This window comes from Rhodococcus spelaei, assembly GCF_006704125.1.
GTDB lineage: Bacteria > Actinomycetota > Actinomycetes > Mycobacteriales > Mycobacteriaceae > Rhodococcus_G > Rhodococcus_G spelaei.
In genome coordinates this window covers 1-20,678 of record NZ_VIGH01000011.1, presented here as the reverse complement: position 1 = coordinate 20,678, position 20,678 = coordinate 1, and the positions used below count along the sequence as shown (strand labels likewise).

Here is a 20,678-nt window from a genome sequence, read left to right as displayed (position 1 = left end):
CCATCCCTCCTGCACTGTCACGCGACTGTCAACTTTCCGGTTCCCGACTGCCCGGCCTGCTGCGCCGCGGTCAGGTGCTCTCGCAGGGCCTGCCTGCCGCGGTGAATGCGGCTGCGGACCGTACCGAGCTTGACTCCCAGTGTGGCACCGATCTCTTCGTACGACAGACCTTCGACGTCACACAGTACGACCGCGGCGCGGAACTCCGGCGCGAGGGCGTCCAGCGCGGACTGCAGGTCCGGGTCGAGGCGGGCGTCGTGGTAGATCTGCTCGGGGTCGGGGCCCTCGGCGGGTACGCGCTCGTAGTCCTCGGGCAGCGCTTCCATCTTGATCCGGTTCCGGCGGCGCACCATGTCGAGGAACAAGTTGGTGGTGATCCGGTGCAGCCAGCCCTCGAAGGTTCCGGCCTGGTAGTTCGACAGCGAACGGAACACCCGGATGAAGGTGTCCTGGGTGAGGTCCTCGGCGTCCTGGGCGTTGCCCGACAGCCGGTAGGCCAGTCGGTAGACGCGGTCGCCGTGCTCGCGGACGAGTTCGTCCCAGGAGGGCATGGTCGACTGGTCGCCGCTCGCGTCGAAGGCGGCCGTGCCGCTCAACTCGGCCGACTCTGCGACCTCGGTGTTCGTGACTGACTGGGCGTTGACCATCGAGATTGGTGAAACCTCCTGCTCGGGACAGCTGGTGGCAAGTGCGCGGACTTGCGTGCGCGTGTCGGGTACAACTCCCGGGTTGTCCGGATTGTTCCCTGACCGCGGTCGCCCGCGCCTCCCTCCGGTGCAGTCTGCGGATCTCGTGATGGCACCACCCTGTCGCACGCGAATGTGCGCCGAGTGTGAGCAACCTGAACATCGCCTGAGAATGTCGGTCGCACGAGCGCCTGAGCGACCGCGACAGAGCGCGCCTGGAGGCGGGCGGACCGCGACGGCGATAACCTCGTGGTCGTGCAGACCAATGGCGACCAGATGCTGGCCCACACCGAGGACTCCGTCCTGGAGGACGAGGTCCTTGTTTCCGCACGTGAGCGGGCCGAAGACCTGGGCGCCGACCCGGTGCCGCCGTCCGTCGGCGCGCTGTTGAGCCTGTTCACCCAGATGCTCGACGCCAAGACGGTCGTCGAGATCGGCACCGGCGCGGGCGTGAGTGGCCTGTGGCTGCTCGACGGCATGCGCGGCGACGGCGTGCTCACCACCATCGACCACGAGCCCGAGCACCAGCGCGCGGCCAAGGATGCCTTCCGAGCGGGTGCGATCGCACCGGGCCGGACCCGCCTGATCAACGGCTGGGGGCTCGACGTGCTGCCGCGGCTCGCGGACAGCGCCTACGACCTGGTCTTCATCGACACCTCGCCCGACGATCACCCGCACTACGTCGAGCAGGGCGTACGACTGCTGCGCCCCGGCGGGGTGATCGTGCTGCACAACGCCCTCCTCGGTGGCCGGGTCGCCGATCCGGCGGCGCGTGACGCCACCACCCTCGCAGTCCGGGCCGCAGCCCGTGCGATCGCCGAGGACGAGCGCCTGACCAAAGTGCTGCTGCCGGTCGGCGACGGACTGCTCTGCGCCTCCCGCTGCCAGTAGCGGCTTCGCCGCCCGCGCACAGTCGCGGGATGCTTTGACGACTTCTTGACGGGCCGAACCCTTGCCAGCGAGCTGAACGCCTGTTTAATGTATTGAACATGCGTTCAGCCATGGCCGATCGACAGGGGCCCGACCGGGACCTGACCACCCGCGCCCGCATCCGCGACGCCGCAATCGACGTCTTCGGCGACCAGGGGTTCGGGGCCGGGGTGCGCGCCGTGGCCGCAGCCGCGGGCGTCTCGCCGGGACTGGTCAATCACCACTTCGGCTCCAAGGACGGCCTACGAGAGGAATGCGACGCCCACGTCCTCGAGATCATCCGGGTCGCGAAGTCCGAGTCACTGACCCGGCCGAGTGCGGCCGGACTGCTGCAGCAGCTCGCCGACGTCGAGGAGTACGCACCGCTGATCGCCTACGTCGTCCGTAGCTACCAAGCCGGCGGCGAGTTGGCCCGGTCCATGTTCGACCACATCGTCGCCACCACCGAGCAGTACCTCGCGGACGGCGTGACCGCGGGAACCCTTCGGCCCAGCCGGAATCCGGCGGCACGAGCCCGCTACCTAACGATGCAGTCCCTGGGCAGCACACTGCTCTTCCTCCAGATGCGCGGCGAGCAGGGCGGACCCGTCGACTGGGGGCGCGCGATCCGCGAGCTCACCGACGAGATCATGCTCCCCGCCCTCGAGCTCTACACCAAAGGACTGTTCACCGACTCCACCTTCCTGGACGCGGTGGTCGACCAGCACGCCGAAACCCTCAGCGACACAGCCCCCTAGGAGAATCGATGGCTGGAATCATCGACGTCCGCGACCTGCACAAGCATTTCGGGCACGTGCGCGCACTCGACGGCCTGGACCTCGAGGTCGGCGAGGGTGAGGTGCACGGCTTCCTCGGCCCGAACGGCGCCGGCAAGTCCACCACCATCCGGGTGCTGCTCGGCAGCCTGCGCTCGACGTCGGGCACCGCGACCGTCTTCGGCCGCGACCCGTGGCGCGACGCCGTCGACCTCCACCGGGGCATCGCGTACGTACCGGGCGATGTCACCCTCTGGCCGTCGTTGTCCGGCGGCGAGACCATCGACCTGCTGGCCCGGATGCGCGGGGGCATCGACGAGACGCGCCGAGCCGAACTGGTCGAGCGATTCGACCTGGACCCCCGCAAGAAGGCCCGCACCTACTCGAAGGGCAACCGACAGAAGGTCTCTCTGATCTCGGCGCTGTCGTCGAATGCCCGACTGCTACTGCTCGACGAACCGACGTCCGGACTGGACCCGTTGATGGAGCAGGTCTTTCGCGAGTGCGTCACCGAGGCGGCCGAACGGGGCGTCACCGTGCTGCTCTCGAGCCACATCCTGTCCGAGGTGGAGGCACTGTGCGAGCGGGTGACCATCATCCGCGCCGGCAAGACCGTCGAGAGCGGCACGCTCGCCTCCATGCGCCATCTGAGCCGAACGTCCATCACCGCCGAATTGCTCCGCGATCCCGGCGATCTCAGCCGCATCGCGGGTGTCGAGGACATCTCGCTCGACAACCACACGCTGCACTGTCAGGTCGACGGCGAACACCTCGGCGACCTCATCCGCGTCCTCGGCGACACCGGTGTCCGCAGCCTGGTCAGCACACCGCCGACGCTGGAAGAGTTGTTCCTCCGGCACTACCAGATCGACGGACCGGAGCCCTCCGGAGAGAAGGTCTCGGCATGAGCACCGCCACCGTCGCCGGTGGGTGGAATCCGGCCACGACGACCGCCACGCATGGCAACTCGAACTTCACCGGCACGTTCCGATTGCTTCGCCTGTACCTGCGTCGGGACCGGATCGTACTTCCGCTGTGGGTGCTCCTGCTCTCCCTGCCGCTGGCATCTGTGTACGTGGGCAGCATCGCGAGTCTCTACCCCTCCGAGGCGGATCGCGCCGCCTTCGCGGCCACCATCATGGGAAGCCCCGCCCAGCGGGCCATGTACGGCAACGTCTACAACGACAGCCTGGGCGCGGTCGGCATCTGGAAAGCCGGCATGTTCTACACCCTCATCGCAGTCGCGGTGATCCTCACCGTCATCCGGCACACCCGCGCGGAGGAGGAGTCGGGACGAGCGGAGCTGCTCGACGCCACCTCGATCGGCCGCCACGCGGGCCTGACCGCTGCCCTGACGATCGCCTTCGGCGGATCGGTTCTGACCGGACTGATCGGCGCCGCCGGACTGTTCACCACCGAGGTGCCGCGGTCCGGTTCGCTGGCCTTCGGACTCGCCCTCGCCGGATCCGGGCTCGTGTTCACCGCCGTCGCCGCAGTCGCCGCCCAACTCAGCGCCAGCGCGCGAGTGGCCCGAGGTATCGCGTTCGCCGTCCTCGGGGCCGCCTTCGCGCTCCGCGCCGTCGGCGACGCCGGCTCGGGCGCGGTGTCCTGGCTGTCGCCGCTCGGCTGGTCGCTGCAGGTGCGCCCGTACGCCGGCGACCGCTGGTGGGTGCTGCTGCTCCACCTCACCGCGACGATCGCACTCACCGCCGTGGCCTACGCCCTGCTGCGCCGGCGTGACGTGGGTGCGGGGTTGATCGCGGAGCGGCCCGGACCATCCGCCGCCGGGCCTTGGCTCGGGAGTCCGCTCGGCCTGGCCTGGCGACTGCAGCGCGGGGTACTGATCGCGTCGACGTTCGGAATCGGCCTGTACGCCCTGCTGATCGGCAGCGTCGTGCACGGGATCGGTGACGAGATCGGCGGCAGCCAGGCCGTGCTGGACATCGTCAACCGCATGGGCGGGTCGCAGGCGCTGGAGGACTCGTTCATCACCATCGCATTCACCATGCTCGCGGTCGGCGCTGCGGCGCTGACGATCTCGTCCACGCTCCGGCTGCACAACGAGGAGAGCGCCGGTCGCAGTGAACTGGTCCTCTCCGGCGCCGTCGGCCGGACACGGTGGGCCGCAAGCCATGTCGCGCTCGCGATCCTGGGACCGGCCGTGGCGATGTCGGTAGCGGGGCTCGTCGCCGGGATCACCTACGGGATCGCCGCGTCCGACGTCGGGGGCACGCTGCCCGGTGTGCTCGCGGCCGCGCTCGTGCAGTTGCCCGCGATCTGGATGCTCACCGCCGTCGCGGTCCTGCTGTTCGGGCTGGTGCCCCGATTCGCGCCGGTCGCGTGGGGGGTGCTCGTGGCCTTCATGGCACTGTTCCTGCTCGGATCGATCTCCGGAATGCCGCAGTGGGTGCTCGATCTCGAACCGTTCGCCCACACCCCTCGGGTCCCGGGCGCCGGATTCCAGGCCGCGCCCGTCGTGTGGCTGCTGGTGATCGACCTGGCCCTGCTGGCCATCGGGTTCGCAGCCTTCCGACGGCGAGACCTCCGCTAGATCCACAACCCCGAGGCTTCGCCCGAGAGCTACCACAACCCCGAGGCTTCGCCCGAGAGCCGCCACAACCCCGAGGCTTCGCCCGAGAGCCGCCACAACCCCGAGGCTTCGCCCGAGAGCCGCTAGATCCACACACCCTTGCCGATGGCGACGACGCCCCCGGAACTGACCGCGAATCGCTGGCGATCGCGCTCGAGGTCGACGCCGATGATCTCGCCCTCGCCGACCACCACGTTCTTGTCGAGGATGGCCCGCCGCACCACCGCGCCCTTCCCGATCCGGACGCCCGGCATGAGCACGCTGCCCTCGACGGTGGCGCCGTCGTCGACCATCACATTGGAGCTGAGCACCGAGTTGCGCACCGTCGCTGCCGAGAGGATGCAGCCCGCCCCGACCACCGACTCCTGCGCGAGCCCGCCCTGCACGAACTTCGCGGGCGCCAGATTCTCGGCCGCTCCACGGATCGGCCAGCGCCGGTTGTAGAGGTTGAACACCGGGTGCACGGACACCAGGTCCATGTGCGCCTCGTAGAAGGCGTCGAGAGTCCCGACGTCCCGCCAGTAGCCGCGGTCCCGGTCGGTCGCGCCGGGGACCACGTTGTCCTTGAAGTCGTACACCGAGGCCTCTCCGGCGGCGACCAGTGCGGGGATGATGTCGCCGCCCATGTCGTGATCGGAATCGGAGTTCTCGGAGTCCGCCCGAATTGCGTCCACGAGCACCTTGGTGGTGAACACGTAGTTGCCCATCGACGCGAACGTCACGTTCGGGTCGTCGGGGGTGCCGGGCGGATGCGCCGGCTTCTCCAGGAACTGGATGATCCGACCCGACTCGTCGCTGTCAATGCAGCCGAACGCGAAGGCCTCGCTGCGCGGCACCCGGATCCCCGCGACGGTGACGCCCGCACCGGAATCGATGTGGTGCTGGACCATCTGCTCGGGATCCATCCGGTACACGTGGTCCGCACCGAACACCACGATGTACTCGGGATCCTCGTCGTAGACGAGGTTGAGCGACTGGAAGATCGCGTCGGCGCTGCCGGTGTACCAGCGCGGGCCGAGCCGCTGCTGGGCCGGCACAGGGGTGATGTACTCCCCCGCGAACCCGGACAGCCGCCACGTCTGCGAGATGTGCCGGTCGAGGGAATGCGACTTGTACTGGGTCAGCACACAGATTCGGAGGTAGCCGGCATTGACCAGGTTGCTGAGCACGAAGTCGATCAGTCGGTAGGCGCCGCCGAAGGGGACGGCAGGCTTGGCCCGGTCCGCGGTCAGGGGGTACAGACGTTTCCCCTCGCCGCCGGCGAGCACGATTCCAAGCACATGCGGCTGGCTCCTCACCCTGCCAACCTATCGGCCGCGCCCTACCCCCGCCACCGAGACATGAACGAGCCCGACGGGCCCGAGGCGCCGTCCGCGCGCGAGCGGTGGCTCGAACCCCGTCGGGCGACTACCTTTATCGCGTGCGCGTGGCAATGATGACCAGGGAGTACCCGCCGGAGATCTACGGCGGCGCCGGCGTCCACGTCACCGAACTCGTCGCGCAGCTGACCAGGCTCTGCGAGGTCGACGTGCACTGCATGGGGGTGCCCCGCGAGGGCGCCCTCGTCCACCAACCCGACCCCGCCCTGGCCTCGACGAACCCGGCCCTCGCGACGTTGTCCGCCGAACTGAGGATGGCCGCCGCGGCCGGTGGTGTCGACGTGGTCCACTCGCACACCTGGTACACCGGCCTCGCCGGACATCTCGCCGGCGAACTGCACGGTGTCCCCCACGTGCTCACGGCGCACTCGCTCGAACCGCGTCGGCCGTGGAAGGCCGAACAACTCGGTGCGGGATACCGGATCTCGTCGTGGTCCGAGGCGAACGCCGTGCGCCACGCCGACGCGATCGTCGCGGTGAGCGCCGGCATGCGGGCCGACCTGCTCGACGCCTACCCGTTCGCCGATCCCGGCCGAGTGCACGTGGTACGCAACGGCATCGACACCGACGTCTGGTACCCGGCCGAGTTGCCGGGTACCGCGCTGACGGAACTCGGTGTCGACGTCGACGCCCCGATCGCGGTGTTCGTCGGCCGCATCACCCGGCAGAAGGGCGTCGCGCACCTGATCGCCGCCGCCCACGACTTCGACCCGGACGTGCAGCTGGTGCTGTGCGCGGGCGCCCCCGACACTCCCGAGATCGCCGCGGAGACCGAGCGGGCCGTCGCCGCGCTGTCCTCCGCGCGCGGCAACGTGTTCTGGGTCCGTGAGATGCTGCCCACCGCGCGCCTGCGCGAAATCCTCACCGCCGCAACCGCGTTCGTGTGCCCGTCGGTGTACGAGCCCCTGGGCATCGTCAACCTCGAAGCGATGGCGACCGAGACCGCGGTGGTGGCCTCCGACGTCGGCGGCATCCCCGAGGTCGTCGAGGACGGCGTCACCGGACGGCTCGTGCACTACAACTCCTACGAGCCGGCCGCCTTCGAACACGCACTGGCCACCGCAGTCAACGAGGTGTGCGCGGATCGCGCGGCGGCACGGGCAATGGGCAGGGCCGGACGCGTCCGCGCGATCGCCGAGTTCTCCTGGTCCCAGATCGCCCGACAGACGATGGACGTCTACGAGGCCGCCGTCGCCGGGTACAGGGGCCGGTAGCGCGAGATCGTGACGGAGGCAGTCACGGTGGAGGTCTCGGTCAGCTCGGCGATACGCGATGCCCTCGCCTGCTCTCCGAGGTGACGCGCGGACGGACCCATCGCGACCAGGCTGTCGACATCGCTGTGCGACAGGGACATCGGGTACTCGACACCGACGCGATCGATCCGCTCGAAATGCCCCGCCATCGCCGCCCCGAGTCGCGCCGTCTTGTTCTCGTCCACCCGCACCAGCCCGAGCAGGTCGACCAACTCTCGCAGGTGACGGTCGGTGGGTGTGAGGACGACGAGGGTGCCGTCCGGCCGCAGCACGCGGCGCAGTTCGGCCGCGTTCCTCGGCGCGAAGATCGACAGCACGTGGCTCGTCGCGTGCTCCCGCACCGGCAGCTGCGTCCAGATGTCCGCGACCACCGAGGCCGCGCGCGGATGACTGCGGGCGAGCCTGCGCGCCGCGGCCTTCGACACGTCGACGCCGATCCCCCGGGCGCCAGGCAGGGCATCGAGGACCGCGGCGAGGTAGTGGCCGGTGCCCGCGCCCACCTCGAGCACGGCGGACCGGTCTGGTGACTCGGCGACGCACGCGCGCGCGACCGCCTCCATCAGCGGATCGAAGTGGCCACCGTCGAGGAATCGCACTCGCGCCGCGATCATCTCGGCGCTGTCGCCGGTGATCTTCGACGCCCCGGACAGCAGACTCACGTAGCCCTGCTTCGCTACGTCGAAACTGTGCCCTTGCCCGCACAACAGGGTGCGGTCGGACACGTCGAGTTCGGCGCCGCAGTGCGGGCACGCGAGCAGGTCTACGACCTCGTCGAGCACAGTCGCCACACCTCCCCCGAACCAGTCCCACCGCGGTGTACCCACAACAAGACCCCGCCTGCCGTCACGGCGAGCGGGGCCCTGTGCACGTCGGTGAACTCACCGACCGCGAGGAAGCTAACTGGTAACGCCCTTCAGCTCTTCCCCCAGCGCGGCGGCTTCGTCCGGGGTCAGCTCGACCACGAGCCGACCACCGCCCTCGAGCGGAACCCGCATGACGATTCCCCGTCCTTCTTTGGTTGCTTCGAGGGGACCGTCCCCGGTCCGGGGCTTCATGGCCGCCATTGCCTGCTCCCTCCAGATCTGCGCCGCCGTGCTCTGCGCCTAGGCTTACCGTCAGTCCCGGCTGCTTGTACCGGGTCCACAGGTGTCATTCTTCCCTATCGCAACTAGTGCCGGGTACCTGAGTCACCCCAAGCGCCCGTTCGAGGCCCTCATCACCGTCTCGTCAGCGTTCGCGCACCCAGCAGTCCGCCAGGTGATCGTCGACCATTCCGGTCGCCTGCATCAGCGCATATGCCGTGGTGGGGCCCACGAACCGGAAGCCTCGACGCTTGAGTTCCCGTGCCATCGCGGTGGACTCGTCGGTAATCGCGGGCACCTCCTCGACGGTGCGGGCGCGCCGCACCCGGGCGGGCGGGGCGAACGACCAGAGCAGCGTGTCGAGATCGGTGTCCGCTAGCGCGAGCACCGCACGGGCGTTGGCGATCGACGCCTCGATCTTGGCCCGGTTCCGGATGATGGCCGGCTCGGCCATCATCCGCTCGACGTCCTCGGGACCGAAGGCCGCAACCGCCTCCACGTCGAAGCCGGCGAACGCCGCCCGGAAGGCCTCCCGCTTGCGGAGCACGGTGATCCACGACAGTCCCGACTGGAACGCCTCGAGGCACACCCGCTCGAACAGCTCGTCCCGGCCGTGCAGCGGAGTCCCCCACTCCTGGTCGTGGTAGTCGCGGTAGAGCGTGCTGCCGTCCGTGTCCACGGCCCAGGGGCAGCGGATCCTGCCGTCGTCGAGCGCGGCCGTCACTGCTCCTCCACCGGTCGGGGCTCGGCGGACTGCACCGCTCGCAACTGCGTCACCTCCGCGCGCAGGGCGTCGATCTCGGCACCGAGCCGATCCAGCGCCCAGTCCACCTCGCCGGCCTTGTACCCGCGCAGCGTCTGCTGGAACCGCAACCCCTGCACGTCGGCGCCGGTGACGTCGCGCGCGGGCAGGGCGGTCGCGGTGGTGCCGGGCGGCAGCGGCGCCATCTCCTCACCCCGCCCGAAGACCATGGACGCCACCAGGAACAGCAGCCCGCCGACGAGGGCCATGATCAGCAGGTAGAGCAGCACCGTGAACATGACCCGATCCTGTCACGAGCCACCGACGCCGCGGTCAGGGACGCAGCGTGTTCATCGGCGGCCGGTCGGCCAGCGACACCTCGGTGGTCATCGGCAGGAAAGAGTCGCCGTCCGCGCGGAACTGCGTCAACCCGGCGCCCGAGTCCTCGATCCCGCAGCGGCCGAGCATGGTGCCGATGATCTGCCTGCTCATCACGCCGAGCTCGACGAGCGGTCGGTTGCGATGCTTGCGGACACCCAGGTTCACCTGACCGATCGCGCTCAGACCGAGGCGGTCGTAGGTGTCGAGCAGCAGCCCGATCTCCACCCCGTAGCCGGGCGCGAACGGAACCGCCGACAGCAGCTCCCTGGTGCCCGCGTACTCGCCGCCGAGCGGCTGCAGCACCGACGTCAGTTCCGGCCGCATCGCCGCCAGAAGCGGCCGCGCGACGAGTTCGGTCACCCGGCCACCGCCGGTCGCGTCCTCGGTGCCACCGACCCGCAACGGTCGCCGGTAGTAGCCCTTCACCAGGTGGATGCCGTCCACGGTGAGCAGCGGCCCGAGCAGTTTCGGCACGAACGCCGGGTCCGGGTTGATCAGGTCGGAGTCCACGAACGCGATGAGGTCGCCGGTGCTCGCGGCGATCGAACGCCACAGCACCTCCCCCTTGCCCGGCACCGGGGTCAGCTCGGGGACGGCCTTCTCACGACTGATCACCGTCGCACCCGCCGCCCTGGCCCGCTCGGCAGTCTCGTCGGTCGACCCGGAGTCGAGCACGATCAGCTCGTCGACCAGCCCACCGAGCAGGGGGTGGATGGTGTCCACGACCGCGGAGACCGTCTTCTCCTCGTTCAGTGCGGGCAACACCACCGACACCGTGCGCCCGGCCTTGGCCGCGACCAGTTCGTCGACGGTCCAGTCCGGGTGGTCCCAGCTGTTCGCATCGGACCAACTGTTCGACTCGGACCGCACCCGCACACCACTCGCGTTGAGTGCACTCATGCCAACCCCCGTACCGTGCGGACCGGTGCCCTGGTCCCGACGATCGAGGCGACCATGTCGACCACTCGCCGGGTGGACGCGACCTCGTGGACGCGGAACACGCGGGCACCCTGAGCCGCCGCCAATGCTGTCGCTGCCAATGTGCCCTCCAACCGCTCGTCGAGTTCCACCCCTAGAGTCTCCCCGACAAAGTCCTTGTTGCTCAGCGCCATCAGCACTGGCCATCCGGTCTTGACGAGATCGTCCACTCGCCGCAACAACTCGAGACCGTGGAAGGTGTTCTTGCCGAAATCGTGGGTGGGATCGATCAGGATGGCATCCTCGGCCACCCCCAATGCGCGGGCCCGCTCGGCCGCGGCGACGACCTCGTCGACCACGTCACGGACGACGTCCGCGTAACGGACCCGGTGCGGCCGGGTCCGGGGCACTGCCCCGCCGGTGTGCGAGCAGACGTAGCCGGCCCCGAGTTCCGCGGCCACCGCGACCAGTTCCGGATCCGCGCCCGCCCAGGTGTCGTTGACCAGGTCCGCCCCGGCCGCGCAGGCGAGCCGTGCGACCTCCCCCCGCCAGGTGTCCACCGAGATCACCAGCTCCGGGTACCGCCCGCGGATCGCCTCGACGAACGGCACCACCCGGCGGATCTCCTCGGCGGAGTCGACCTCGTCGCCCGGTCCGGCCTTGACCCCGCCGACGTCGACCAGGTCGGCACCCTCGGACACCGCGCGGTCGACGGCCGCCATCGCGGCCTGGTCGGTGAAGGTCGCGCCGCGGTCGTAGAAGGAGTCCGGCGTGCGGTTGACGATGGCCATCACCAGCGCGCGGTCGGTCGCCACGGGTCGACCGCACAGGGTCGGCGAGGGCACCCGCGAGGCTGATCTGTCCGCGGGCTCCGCTCCGGTCGTCACGGTCATAGCCCTATCGTGGCATGCAGGCGTCGAGCGCAGCGCCGACGTCCGCGGTCACCACCAGCGCATCGAGCGCCCGCTGCTGCACGAAGCCGCCGTCGCGCAGTCCGTCGAGCCAGTGCAGCAGTCCGGTGTAGTGGCCGACCGGGTCGAGCAGCACCATCGGCTTGTCGTGCATGCCGAGGTATCCCGCGGTCCACGTCTCGAACAGTTCCTCGAGCGTGCCGATCCCGCCGGGCAGCGCGATGAAGGCGTCGGCCCGGTCCTCCATGATCTGCTTGCGCTGACGCATGGTGTCGGTGACGATCAGCTCGTCGGCATCGGTGTCCGCAACCTCCTTGTGCACCAACGCCTTCGGAATCACGCCGATGGTCCAGGCGCCGGCCTCACGCGCCGCGGTGGCCACCGCACCCATCATCGAGACGTTGCCGCCGCCGGAGACGAGTTGCATTCCGCGGATGCCGATCTCGGCGCCGACACGCGCCGCGAGCGCGAGGTAGGAGTCGTCGACCGGACCCGAGGCGCAGTACACGCAGACCGCGACCGGTCGCTCGGTCACCACTCCTCCTCGGTGCCCATCAGCGCCGCCGCGTCGACGCCGTGCTGGGACTCGACGACGATCCGCACGGCCTCGTCGACGCTGTCGGTGACGTGCAGCAACTCCACGTCGGCCTCCGAGATCTTGCCGCTCTCGACCAGCGTGGTCGTGATCCAGTCGAGCAGCCCCGACCAGTACTCCGTCCCGAACAGCACGATCGGGAACCGGGTGACCTTTCGGGTCTGCACCAGGGTGAGCGCCTCGAACAGCTCGTCGAGCGTGCCGAATCCGCCGGGTAGGCAGATGAATGCCTGGGAGTACTTGACGAACATCGTCTTGCGCGCGAAGAAGTAGCGGAAGTTGATCCCGAGGTCGACCCACTCGTTGAGGCCCTGCTCGAACGGCAACTCGATGCCGAGACCGATGGAGTAGCCACCCGATTCGCTGGCGCCGCGATTGGCGGCTTCCATCACGCCGGGGCCGCCGCCGGTGATCACGGCATAGCCGGCCTCGGCCAGGGCAGCACCGAGCGCGCGGCCGGAGGCGTACTCGGGATGGTCCTCCGCGGTGCGCGCGGAGCCGAACACGGTAACCGCACGGGGCACCTCCGCGAGCGCGCCGAAACCCTCGACGAACTCACTCTGGATGCGCAGCACCCGCCACGGATCGGTGTGCACCCAGTCGGTCGGGCCACGCTGGTCGAGCAACCGCTGGTCGGTGGTGCTGGTGTCCGCCTTGCGGTCGCGACGCAGCAGGATCGGGCCGCGATGTTTGACCGAGGCGCTGCCCCGCTTGGCGGTGCTGCGCTTCGCGGGCCGTCCGGGCGTCTTGTCGGGTGCCATGGCGGCAAGGCTAGCTGGTCGCCGGGGACACTTCGCCCACACCGCGACCTCGCCGTGCGGCAGTGTCGACCACCCGACCCGTCGGTGATGTTCATCACCTGATAAAGCCAATGGTTAGCAATTGCAAATGAATTTAGCCTTCACTAACTTGTCATCCGTGCGGCCGGGTGCCGCACTATTCTCGGCGGCCGAGGTCGTCGAACCGAAGACGTGTGAGGGGTTCCCATGACCAAGAAGAGCGTGTTCGACCGTCGGCGCATCGCCCGTGCCGCGGGCGTCGGCGCCGCAGCCGCCGTGGCGATCGGCCTGATGTCCACCGGCGCGGCCAACGCCGACACCTTCGTCCCGCTGCCCGATGGCCAGAAGTCGGCGCCGGGCGCCGTCGTCACCCGTACCGGCGAGAGCGCGCTCATCTCCCCGTCGCTGGCCGCAAACGGTGCGGGCCGCACCGCCTGGGTGTCGGGCACCGTCACCGCCGAGGTCACCGGCATCGCGAAGGAGACCGAGGCCGGACCGACCAACGGCGCGGCGAACGCCCCCGGCACCAACAACTCCTCGACCCACGGTGTCTCCCGCATCAACACCGGCTACATCATCGGCTGCCAGGTCGACATCACCGGCCTCGGCGGATCGCTCGGCGCGAGCATGGACCTGAACGGTCCGTCGCTGTCCGGATCGCTGTCGGTCCCGGTCTCCGCCGGCCAGGTCAAGTTCGTCAGCGTCACCGGCAAGGACATCAAGAAGAACGGCACGTACTCGGTCCAGTACCAGGACACCCAGCTCGAGATCCAGAACTGCGGCGGCTACGCCCAGGCCCGGTCCTACACCGTGGTGGAGATCGTCGGCGACAACTACTCCAAGACCACCCTCTACGGCCAGCCCTTCAGCATCGGCTGACGCGCCTCCGGCGCCCGTGCGCGCGATTCACCCCCACCGGGGTGAACGGCGCGCACAGTCCCACACCGATCCTGAAACCTGATCCCCTGAAAGGGAATTCATGAACGCCAGCAAGACCGGCCTCCGTCGCGGGCTGCAGATCGCCGCCTCCGGCGCGGCCGCCGCCGTCGCACTCGGCTTCCTCTCCGTCGGTGCCGCCAACGCCGACACCCTCGTCCCGCTGCCGGACGGCTCCATCACCAAGACCCTGGTCGATGGCACCGTCGTCACGATCACCCGCACCGGCGAATCCGCACTCGTCTCGCCGTCGATGGGCGCGACGCCGCTGCACCGCAACGTGTGGGTCTCGGGCAAGGTGGCTGCCGAGGTCACCGGACCGAACGCCAAGGGCGGCGCCATCACCGCCGGCTACGTGGTGGCGTGCCAACTGACCCTCGGCGGCAAGGCCGGCGCCGATTCGGGCATCGCAACGAACTGGGACGGCACTGACGCCAAGACCCCGGCGAGCGCCAAGTCCAGCGGCACCGTCTCCATCGGCCCCGGCCAGGCCAGAAGCGTCCGACTCCTCGATCTCGAGAAGGCCGACGCCTTCGGCGCCGAGTCGCATTCGGGCGCCAACTCGTTCAAGGGCAAGAGCGGATCGGTCACGTACGCCGACTCCACCATCGGCGTCGAGGGCTGCGCGGGCTACGCCCAGGCGCGCTCGTACGCGACCGTCTCGGTGAGCACCGACAACGTCACCAGCAGCACCACCCTGTGGGGTCAGCCCTTCAGCATCGGCTGAGTCCCGACAACAGGTTTCGGCCCCGCTCGGTCATCCGGGCGGGGCCGAAACCCGTTCAGGCGCTGAGGTAGCCGCGCAGGACGGCGGTCACGTCGGTGATCTGCGCGACGGGGACACGCTCGTCGCGCTTGTGCGCGAGGTTCGGATCGCCCGGACCGTAGTTGACTGCCGGGATACCCAGCGCGGAGAACCGGGACACGTCGGTCCAGCCGTACTTCGCCCGGAACTGCCCACCCGCGGCCTCGATCAGCGCCGCGGCGGCGGGCGCCGACAGTCCCGGTAGCGCACCGGCGGAACTGTCCGTGACCTCGAAACCCAGGCCCAGCCCGTCGACCACCCCACGCACGTGCTCGATCGCCTGCTCGACGCTGCGATCCGGCGCGAACCGGAAGTTGACGTCGACCTCGGCGGCGTCGGGCACCACATTGCCCGCCACTCCCCCGGAGATCCGGACCGCGGACAGGCCCTCTCGGTAGACGCAGCCGTCGATGTCCACCGAGCGAGCCTGGTAGTCGGACAGTCGCTGCAGCAGCGGAGCGAACTTGTGAATGGCGTTGTCCCCCAGCCAGGACCGCGCAGAGTGCGCGCGAACCCCGTTGGCGGTCAACCGGACCCGCAGCGTGCCCTGGCAGCCCGCCTCGATGAAGCCACCGGACGGCTCCCCGAGGACCGCGACGTCCGCCTGCAGCCAGTCCGGCAGTTCGCGTTCGATCCGACCGAGGCCGTTGTACTGCGCCGCGATCTCCTCGCAGTCGTAGAACACCAGCGTCAGGTCGTGTGCGAGGTCTTCGATCGTCGCAGCCAGGTGCAGGAACACCGCATCGCCCGACTTCATGTCGACGGTCCCACAGCCGTGCAGCACGTCCCCCTCAGCGGAGTCACGCTCGCGCCGGCTGGGCACGTTGTCGGCGATCGGGACGGTGTCGAGGTGCCCGGCCAGCATCACCCGACTCGGCAGGCCCCGGTTCGTGCGGGCCAGCACCGAGTTGCCGCTGCGGATGATCTCGAAGCCGGTGGTCTGCTCGCGCAGTGCCGCCTCCACGACGTCGGCGATCAGCGCCTCGTCCTGGGAGACGCTCGGGATGTCGACGAGCGCGGCAGTCAGGTCGATGGGGTCGGCGTGCAGGTCCAGTCGCGGCAGAGAGGTCACCCGGCCAGGGTAGGCGGCTCCGCCGCCCGTGAGTCCTTTTGGTCCTCTACGGGGCCAGAAGGACTCACGGGCGCGTAGCGCCTAGATCTCGTAGACCGAGCCGTCGAACCCGGCCCGGAAGAGTCGTCCCGCGGAGAACCCGGACGTCCCGGCTCCGTAGGTGAGCACGCTCGAGACCGGCAGCCCGCTCGCCAGCACGCAGAACTGGTTCGGTCCGTCCACCCGCAGGATCTGCCCGGAGATGTCGGTGGGCACGATCGGCCTGCCGTGCGCGTCGAGCACCAGACCGTCCGGCGCCGCGAACACGTCGCCGCCGCCGAACGTCACCAGCGACTCCGGCGCCCCCGGATTCGCGGTCGGGATGCGGCTGACCCCGGGGTTCGTGAACGTGCGCGAGACGTAGAGGTAGCGGTCGTCGGCACTGAGCGCGGCGCCGTTGGCGCTGGGCAGCACCGCCCAGTCGGGCTGGACCACGCCGTTCGGCAGCACCCGACCGACCAGGGACGCGAAGTCGTTGGTCGCGTACACGGTGCCGTCGCGGGCCACCGCGAGTCCGTTCGCCGCCGACAGGCCGACCGCGAAGGGATGCACAGCACCACTGGTGACGTCGACCTTGACGATCCCCGCCGATCGCGCCAGGTCCCCGACGACGACGCGGGCGTCGCCGTATCCGACCAGCAGCCCGCCGTCCGGCGCCCAGGCGAGTCCCCCGCTCATCGCGGCGGGCACGGTCGCAATCGGTACCGCAGTCGCACCGGGGTGATCCATGCGCAGGACCCGGCCACTGCTCAGATCAGTCAGGTAGAGCCGGCCGAGGCCGTCCACGATGGCGCCCTCGATCACCGCGCCGGGCGCGCGGCCGACCAGTACCGGAGCCTGACCTGCTCCGGGGCACACCGGTGCCGCCGCCGCGGTCGGTGATCCGAGGGCGACCGCGGCCGCGACGAACACCGCACCTGCCGCCGCGATCCGAGTCGAGCGTACGAACCTGATCCCACGCATGTCTCCACGTCCTTCCGGCACGCCTCCACCACCCCCGTCACAGCCTTCCACGAGTGCGCTCGCGTGAAGGTTCAATCGGGGCTGCCGGTAATCTGACTGTCCGTGAGCATTCAGGGAGCATCCGCAGTCGGTATCGCCAACGTGACCACGGCCGGGGTCGTCCTCGACACCTGGTACCCCGAGCCCGCGCTCGGCAACTTCGCCGACGCAGGCACCGTCGTCCTCGACGGCGCGGATGTCCCGGCCGAGCTGGCCGCCCTGACCGGTTCCGACGAGGCCCGCGGGGTCACGCAGGTCGCCGTCCGCACCACCATCGCCGACCTGGCCGCCGCGCCGATCGACGCCCACGACGCCTACCTGCGCCTGCACCTGATCTCGCACCGCCTCGTCCAGCCGCACGGCCTGAACCTCGACGGCGTCTTCGGCCTGCTCGCGAACGTCGTATGGACCAACTTCGGACCGTGCGCGGTCGAGGGCTTCGAACTGGTGCGCGCCCAGCTGCGTGCCCGCGGCCAGGTCACCGTCTACGGCGTCGACAAGTTCCCCCGGATGGTGGACTACGTGGTCCCGTCCGGCGTCCGGATCGGCGACGCGGACCGTGTCCGACTCGGCGCGCACCTGGCCGCCGGCACCACCGTCATGCACGAAGGCTTCGTCAACTTCAACGCAGGCACCCTCGGCAACTCGATGGTCGAGGGCCGCATCTCCGGCGGGGTCGTCGTCGACGACGGCTCGGACGTCGGCGGCGGCGCGTCGATCATGGGCACCCTCTCCGGTGGCGGCAAGGAGGTCATCTCGGTGGGCAAGCGCTGCCTGCTCGGCGCGAACTCCGGCCTGGGCATCTCCCTCGGCGACGACTGCGTCATCGAGGCCGGCCTGTACGTCACCGCAGGCACCAAGGTCACCGGCCCGGACGGCACCGTCGTCAAGGCGAAGGACCTCAGCGGCCAGTCCAACCTGCTCTTCCGCCGCAACTCGGTCACCGGTGGCGTCGAGGTGGTCGCGAAGGCGGGCACCGGCGTCGAGCTCAACGCTGCACTGCACGCGAACGACTGACCGATGTCCGACGCAGTGCCGAAGACCACCGCCAGCACCGACGGGGGCGACACGTCGCATCTCGGGCACGGGCTGAAAGTCCGTCATCTCACGATGATGGGCCTCGGCTCGGCGATCGGTGCGGGTCTGTTCCTCGGCACCGGCGTCGGCATCGCCAAGGCAGGGCCGGCCGTGCTGATCTCGTACATGATCGCCGGTCTGATCGTCATCTTCGTGATGCGGATGCTCGGCGAGATGGGCGCGGCGATCCCGGCGAGCGGATCGTTCAGCCACTACGCCCGGATCGGCATCGGCGAGTGGGCCGGATTCGTGATGGGGTGGCTGTATTGGTTCATGCTGATCATGGTCCTCGGCGCCGAGATCACCGGCGCCTCGGCGATCGTGCACGGCTGGCTGCCGGGCATGCCGCAGTGGGTGATCGCGCTGGTGTTCGTCACCTTCTTCGCCGTGGTGAACCTCGCCAAGGTCAGCAATTTCGGCGAGTTCGAATTCTGGTTCGCCGCACTGAAAGTCGCCGTGATCGTCGCGTTCCTGGTGATCGGTGTGCTGGTGGTGTTCGGACTGCTTCCGGACACCGACCCGGTCGGATTCACCAACCTGCTCGGTCAGGGCGGCTTCATGCCCAACGGCTTCGCGGGCATCTCGGCCGGACTGCTGGTGGTGGCGTTCGCCTTCGGCGGGATCGAAATCGTGACGATCGCGGCGGCCGAGTCGCACGATCCCGAGCATTCGATCGCCACTGCGGTGCGCAGCGTGGTGTGGCGGATCAGCGTCTTCTACATCGGCTCGATCGCGATCATGGTGCTTGTGCTGCCGTGGAATTCGGCGCAGCTGCAGAGCGGTCCCTTCGTCGCAGTGCTGAACCAGGCACACATCCCGTACGTCGCGGGACTGATGGAACTGGTCGTGGTGGTGGCGTTGCTGTCCGCGTTCAACGCGAACGTCTACGGCACCTCGCGGATGGCGTACTCGCTCGCGCGCCGCGGCGACGGTCCCGCGCTGCTGTCCAAGCTGTCCTCGACCGGGGTGCCGACCAACGCGGTGATCCTGTCGGTGTTCTTCGGCTTCGTATCCGTGCTGCTGAACTGGCTGCTGCCCGACTCACTGCTGTCGATCCTGCTCAACGCGGTCGGCGCGGCGCTGCTGGTGATCTGGATCTTCATCGTGGTCTCGCAAATTCGCTTGCGCCCGCAACTCGAGGCCCAGGGCAAACTGAGCGTGCGGATGTGGGGGTTCCCGTACCTGAGCTGGCTGACGCTGGCCGCGCTGGGCGCCCTGATCCTGCTGATGCTGACAGACACCGATGCGCGTAATCAGCTGATCTCGACGGCAGTGCTGTTCCTGGTGATCACCGGGCTGTCGTTGCTCAATGCTCGGCGGCGGCGCAGGGTGGCGAACTAGCGTCCGTCAGCACCCCAGGCCGGCAGGGCGTCAGCTAGGCGAGGGACGCGACCATCTCGTCGCCGGCACGGTCGGCCGGTTCGATACTCCGCCGCTTGACGAGAAGAATGATCGCCAGGATCGGGTAGGCCAGCAGCGGCGCGAAAGTACCCAGGTACGCCTGCTGGTCCAGCAGGATGGCGGCCCCGGTGAGCAGCGAGAAGTCGAAAAGTCCGTGCATGACCGAATTGAGCGCGTTGCTGCCCGAGACACGGCGCGTGAGGTAGAAGAAGTACCCCGCGAGGCTGACGATGACCGCCTGGGCGATCGCGCCGGCGCCGCCGCCTGTGAAGGCGTTCGACAGGTGCACAACTCCGAAGACGAGGCTGGACCACAGGGCGACCTGCCCTTCGCGGAGGCCGTGTTGGCGCAGCACCGTCACACCGATGCCGCGGAACATGCCCTCTTCGCCCCAGCCGACGAACTGGGTGGCGATGAGGAGGCAGAGGATGAACAGCCAGCCCTTCTCCGACAGTGCGCTGTAGTTGATGCCCAGCAGGATCGCGCCGAGGAGGATCGCCGGCACGACCCAAACCCATCTGCTGACCGGACGGTCGTCCTTCATCACCGGCCGCCACCACCCCAGCGCGGCGATGACACCGTAGGTGAAAAGCACGGAAAGCCCGAGCGGGATCAGCATGGTGAAGACCACCCCTCGGGTGGTCAGGATGTCGTCTTCATCGGCCCAACCGCCGATCAACATTCCACTGATCTTGATGATCGCGAGGTACGCGACGACGATCACGGCGAAAGCCAGGTAGGAGAGGCGGCGACCGGTGATTCCGAGCGGTGGCGCCTCGTGCTTCGGCGTATTCACTGCGCAAGATTAAGCAGACAATTGGCTCAATCGCGAGATTGAAACGCGGTGTCGCGGGCGTGAGTCGAAGCTTCCTCGTCGACCCGCAGCGAGTATCAGTGCGGCCGGCGTTCGAACACTCCTCGGCTTGACAACACACAGACATCTCAGTTTGCTCGGGCGCGAGTGGGGGTCCAACGACTGCTGATGCGGTCGTCACGTTCGCCATACCGCGGTGAACTCGTACCACGGTCCGCCAATGTGAGTTGACGAGAAGTCGTCGAAGCCCGCGGGCTTTCCGTTCGGTGAGTACGCCCATCCAATGCTGGTGCTGCTCGCAAAGTAGGGAGCATCGACGAAGTAGACGGCCCCATTGTCGTCCTTCGACGCATAAATGATGTCGAACGGACCGATCTCCAAATTCGCGCGAGTGCGTTCAGGGCTAGCTGTACTGCCCAGGCAGGTTGGTTGAGAGATTGCGACGACACGCTGTAGCTGGTCGTTGAACAGCGAAGGTCTCCTGTCGTGAAGTGGAGCTGCTTAGACACCCACTACACCGACAGGAGACCT

The 20,678-nt window shown here is 68.9% G+C and carries 22 protein-coding genes; 9 read left to right on the top strand and 13 right to left on the bottom strand.

What is annotated here, in order from left to right; all coding sequences use genetic code 11:
• Nucleotides 1-17: 17 nt before the first annotated feature.
• The gene (gene sigE, locus FK531_RS20760; protein ID WP_142102866.1) at nt 18-647 is read right to left on the bottom strand and encodes an RNA polymerase sigma factor SigE; all 630 of its coding nucleotides are present in this window, start codon (nt 645-647) and stop codon (nt 18-20) included.
• Nucleotides 648-935: 288 nt separating this feature from the next.
• On the opposite strand from sigE, the gene FK531_RS20755 reads away from it, so the two are divergent.
• The 4 genes from FK531_RS20755 to FK531_RS20740 all read left to right on the top strand — a co-directional run bounded on the left by FK531_RS20755 (nt 936) and on the right by FK531_RS20740 (nt 4,922).
• Nucleotides 936-1,577 carry an O-methyltransferase gene (locus FK531_RS20755; RefSeq protein ID WP_290367642.1) on the top strand — a complete coding sequence of 214 codons (642 nt, stop codon included), beginning with the start codon at nt 936-938 and terminating at the stop codon, nt 1,575-1,577.
• Between the two features lie 98 nt (nt 1,578-1,675).
• On the top strand, nt 1,676-2,353 hold the full coding sequence (locus tag FK531_RS20750) for a TetR/AcrR family transcriptional regulator (protein ID WP_181763059.1): 678 nt from the start codon (nt 1,676-1,678) through the stop codon (nt 2,351-2,353).
• Between the two features lie 8 nt (nt 2,354-2,361).
• Nucleotides 2,362-3,279 (top strand): ABC transporter ATP-binding protein, encoded by a 918-nt coding sequence (locus FK531_RS20745; protein ID WP_142102864.1) that lies wholly within the window; start codon nt 2,362-2,364, stop codon nt 3,277-3,279.
• Nucleotides 3,276-4,922 carry an ABC transporter permease gene (locus tag FK531_RS20740; RefSeq protein ID WP_142102863.1) on the top strand — a complete coding sequence of 549 codons (1,647 nt, stop codon included), beginning with the start codon at nt 3,276-3,278 and terminating at the stop codon, nt 4,920-4,922. The genes FK531_RS20745 and FK531_RS20740 overlap by 4 nt, the downstream gene beginning before the upstream one ends.
• Nucleotides 4,923-5,044: 122 nt before the next feature.
• Here FK531_RS20740 and glgC read toward each other — a convergent pair whose 3' ends face one another.
• Nucleotides 5,045-6,259 (bottom strand): glucose-1-phosphate adenylyltransferase, encoded by a 1,215-nt coding sequence (gene glgC / locus FK531_RS20735; protein WP_142102861.1) that lies wholly within the window; start codon nt 6,257-6,259, stop codon nt 5,045-5,047.
• A gap of 122 nt (nt 6,260-6,381) precedes the next feature.
• On the opposite strand from glgC, the gene glgA reads away from it, so the two are divergent.
• Nucleotides 6,382-7,554: a glycogen synthase gene (gene glgA, locus FK531_RS20730; protein WP_142102860.1), complete on the top strand. Its 1,173-nt coding sequence runs from the start codon at nt 6,382-6,384 to the stop codon at nt 7,552-7,554.
• On the opposite strand, the gene FK531_RS20725 is transcribed toward glgA, so the two are convergent.
• From FK531_RS20725 to FK531_RS20690, 8 genes are all read right to left on the bottom strand, one after another.
• Nucleotides 7,518-8,372 carry a putative RNA methyltransferase gene (locus FK531_RS20725; RefSeq protein WP_142103029.1) on the bottom strand — a complete coding sequence of 285 codons (855 nt, stop codon included), beginning with the start codon at nt 8,370-8,372 and terminating at the stop codon, nt 7,518-7,520. The two genes, glgA and FK531_RS20725, sit on opposite strands and share 37 nt — an antisense overlap.
• 117 nt (nt 8,373-8,489) lie before the next feature.
• On the bottom strand, nt 8,490-8,657 hold the full coding sequence (locus FK531_RS20720; RefSeq protein WP_083047717.1) for a DUF3117 domain-containing protein: 168 nt from the start codon (nt 8,655-8,657) through the stop codon (nt 8,490-8,492).
• A gap of 163 nt (nt 8,658-8,820) precedes the next feature.
• Complete coding sequence (locus tag FK531_RS20715; protein ID WP_246098301.1) at nt 8,821-9,399, bottom strand: DNA-3-methyladenine glycosylase I; 579 nt, start codon at nt 9,397-9,399, stop codon at nt 8,821-8,823.
• A complete protein-coding gene (locus FK531_RS20710; RefSeq protein ID WP_142102858.1) occupies nt 9,396-9,716 on the bottom strand; it encodes a DivIVA domain-containing protein in 321 nt (106 codons plus the stop codon). The genes FK531_RS20715 and FK531_RS20710 overlap by 4 nt, the downstream gene beginning before the upstream one ends.
• Before the next feature lie 34 nt (nt 9,717-9,750).
• Nucleotides 9,751-10,698 (bottom strand): glucosyl-3-phosphoglycerate synthase, encoded by a 948-nt coding sequence (locus FK531_RS20705; protein WP_142102856.1) that lies wholly within the window; start codon nt 10,696-10,698, stop codon nt 9,751-9,753.
• Nucleotides 10,695-11,609: a dihydropteroate synthase gene (gene folP / locus FK531_RS20700; protein ID WP_142102854.1), complete on the bottom strand. Its 915-nt coding sequence runs from the start codon at nt 11,607-11,609 to the stop codon at nt 10,695-10,697. Before folP ends, FK531_RS20705 begins: the two co-directional genes overlap by 4 nt.
• 4 nt (nt 11,610-11,613) lie before the next feature.
• Nucleotides 11,614-12,165: an LOG family protein gene (locus FK531_RS20695; protein WP_142102852.1), complete on the bottom strand. Its 552-nt coding sequence runs from the start codon at nt 12,163-12,165 to the stop codon at nt 11,614-11,616.
• The gene (locus tag FK531_RS20690; RefSeq protein ID WP_142102850.1) at nt 12,159-12,983 is read right to left on the bottom strand and encodes an LOG family protein; all 825 of its coding nucleotides are present in this window, start codon (nt 12,981-12,983) and stop codon (nt 12,159-12,161) included. The genes FK531_RS20695 and FK531_RS20690 overlap by 7 nt, the downstream gene beginning before the upstream one ends.
• A 225-nt stretch (nt 12,984-13,208) precedes the next feature.
• Here FK531_RS20690 and FK531_RS20685 point away from each other — a divergent pair, with 225 nt between their 5' ends.
• Both FK531_RS20685 and FK531_RS20680 read left to right on the top strand, forming a co-directional pair.
• Nucleotides 13,209-13,880: an MspA family porin gene (locus tag FK531_RS20685; protein ID WP_142102848.1), complete on the top strand. Its 672-nt coding sequence runs from the start codon at nt 13,209-13,211 to the stop codon at nt 13,878-13,880.
• Between the two features lie 100 nt (nt 13,881-13,980).
• The gene (locus FK531_RS20680; protein WP_142102846.1) at nt 13,981-14,664 is read left to right on the top strand and encodes an MspA family porin; all 684 of its coding nucleotides are present in this window, start codon (nt 13,981-13,983) and stop codon (nt 14,662-14,664) included.
• A 55-nt stretch (nt 14,665-14,719) separates the two neighbouring features.
• On the opposite strand, the gene dapE is transcribed toward FK531_RS20680, so the two are convergent.
• Both dapE and FK531_RS20670 read right to left on the bottom strand, forming a co-directional pair.
• Entirely contained in the window at nt 14,720-15,805 is a 1,086-nt protein-coding gene (gene dapE / locus FK531_RS20675; protein ID WP_142103025.1) for a succinyl-diaminopimelate desuccinylase, read from the bottom strand.
• A 90-nt stretch (nt 15,806-15,895) separates the two neighbouring features.
• Complete coding sequence (locus FK531_RS20670) at nt 15,896-16,816, bottom strand: SMP-30/gluconolactonase/LRE family protein (protein WP_142102844.1); 921 nt, start codon at nt 16,814-16,816, stop codon at nt 15,896-15,898.
• Between the two features lie 102 nt (nt 16,817-16,918).
• Here FK531_RS20670 and dapD point away from each other — a divergent pair, with 102 nt between their 5' ends.
• Nucleotides 16,919-17,872, top strand: a complete 954-nt coding sequence (gene dapD, locus FK531_RS20665; RefSeq protein ID WP_142102842.1) for a 2,3,4,5-tetrahydropyridine-2,6-dicarboxylate N-succinyltransferase — start codon at nt 16,919-16,921, stop codon at nt 17,870-17,872.
• A gap of 3 nt (nt 17,873-17,875) precedes the next feature.
• Complete coding sequence (locus FK531_RS20660; RefSeq protein ID WP_142102840.1) at nt 17,876-19,273, top strand: amino acid permease; 1,398 nt, start codon at nt 17,876-17,878, stop codon at nt 19,271-19,273.
• A 34-nt stretch (nt 19,274-19,307) separates the two neighbouring features.
• On the opposite strand, the gene FK531_RS20655 is transcribed toward FK531_RS20660, so the two are convergent.
• Nucleotides 19,308-20,129, bottom strand: coding sequence for a CPBP family intramembrane glutamic endopeptidase (locus tag FK531_RS20655; protein ID WP_142102838.1), 822 nt, complete (start codon nt 20,127-20,129; stop codon nt 19,308-19,310).
• Nucleotides 20,130-20,678 lie beyond the last annotated feature (549 nt).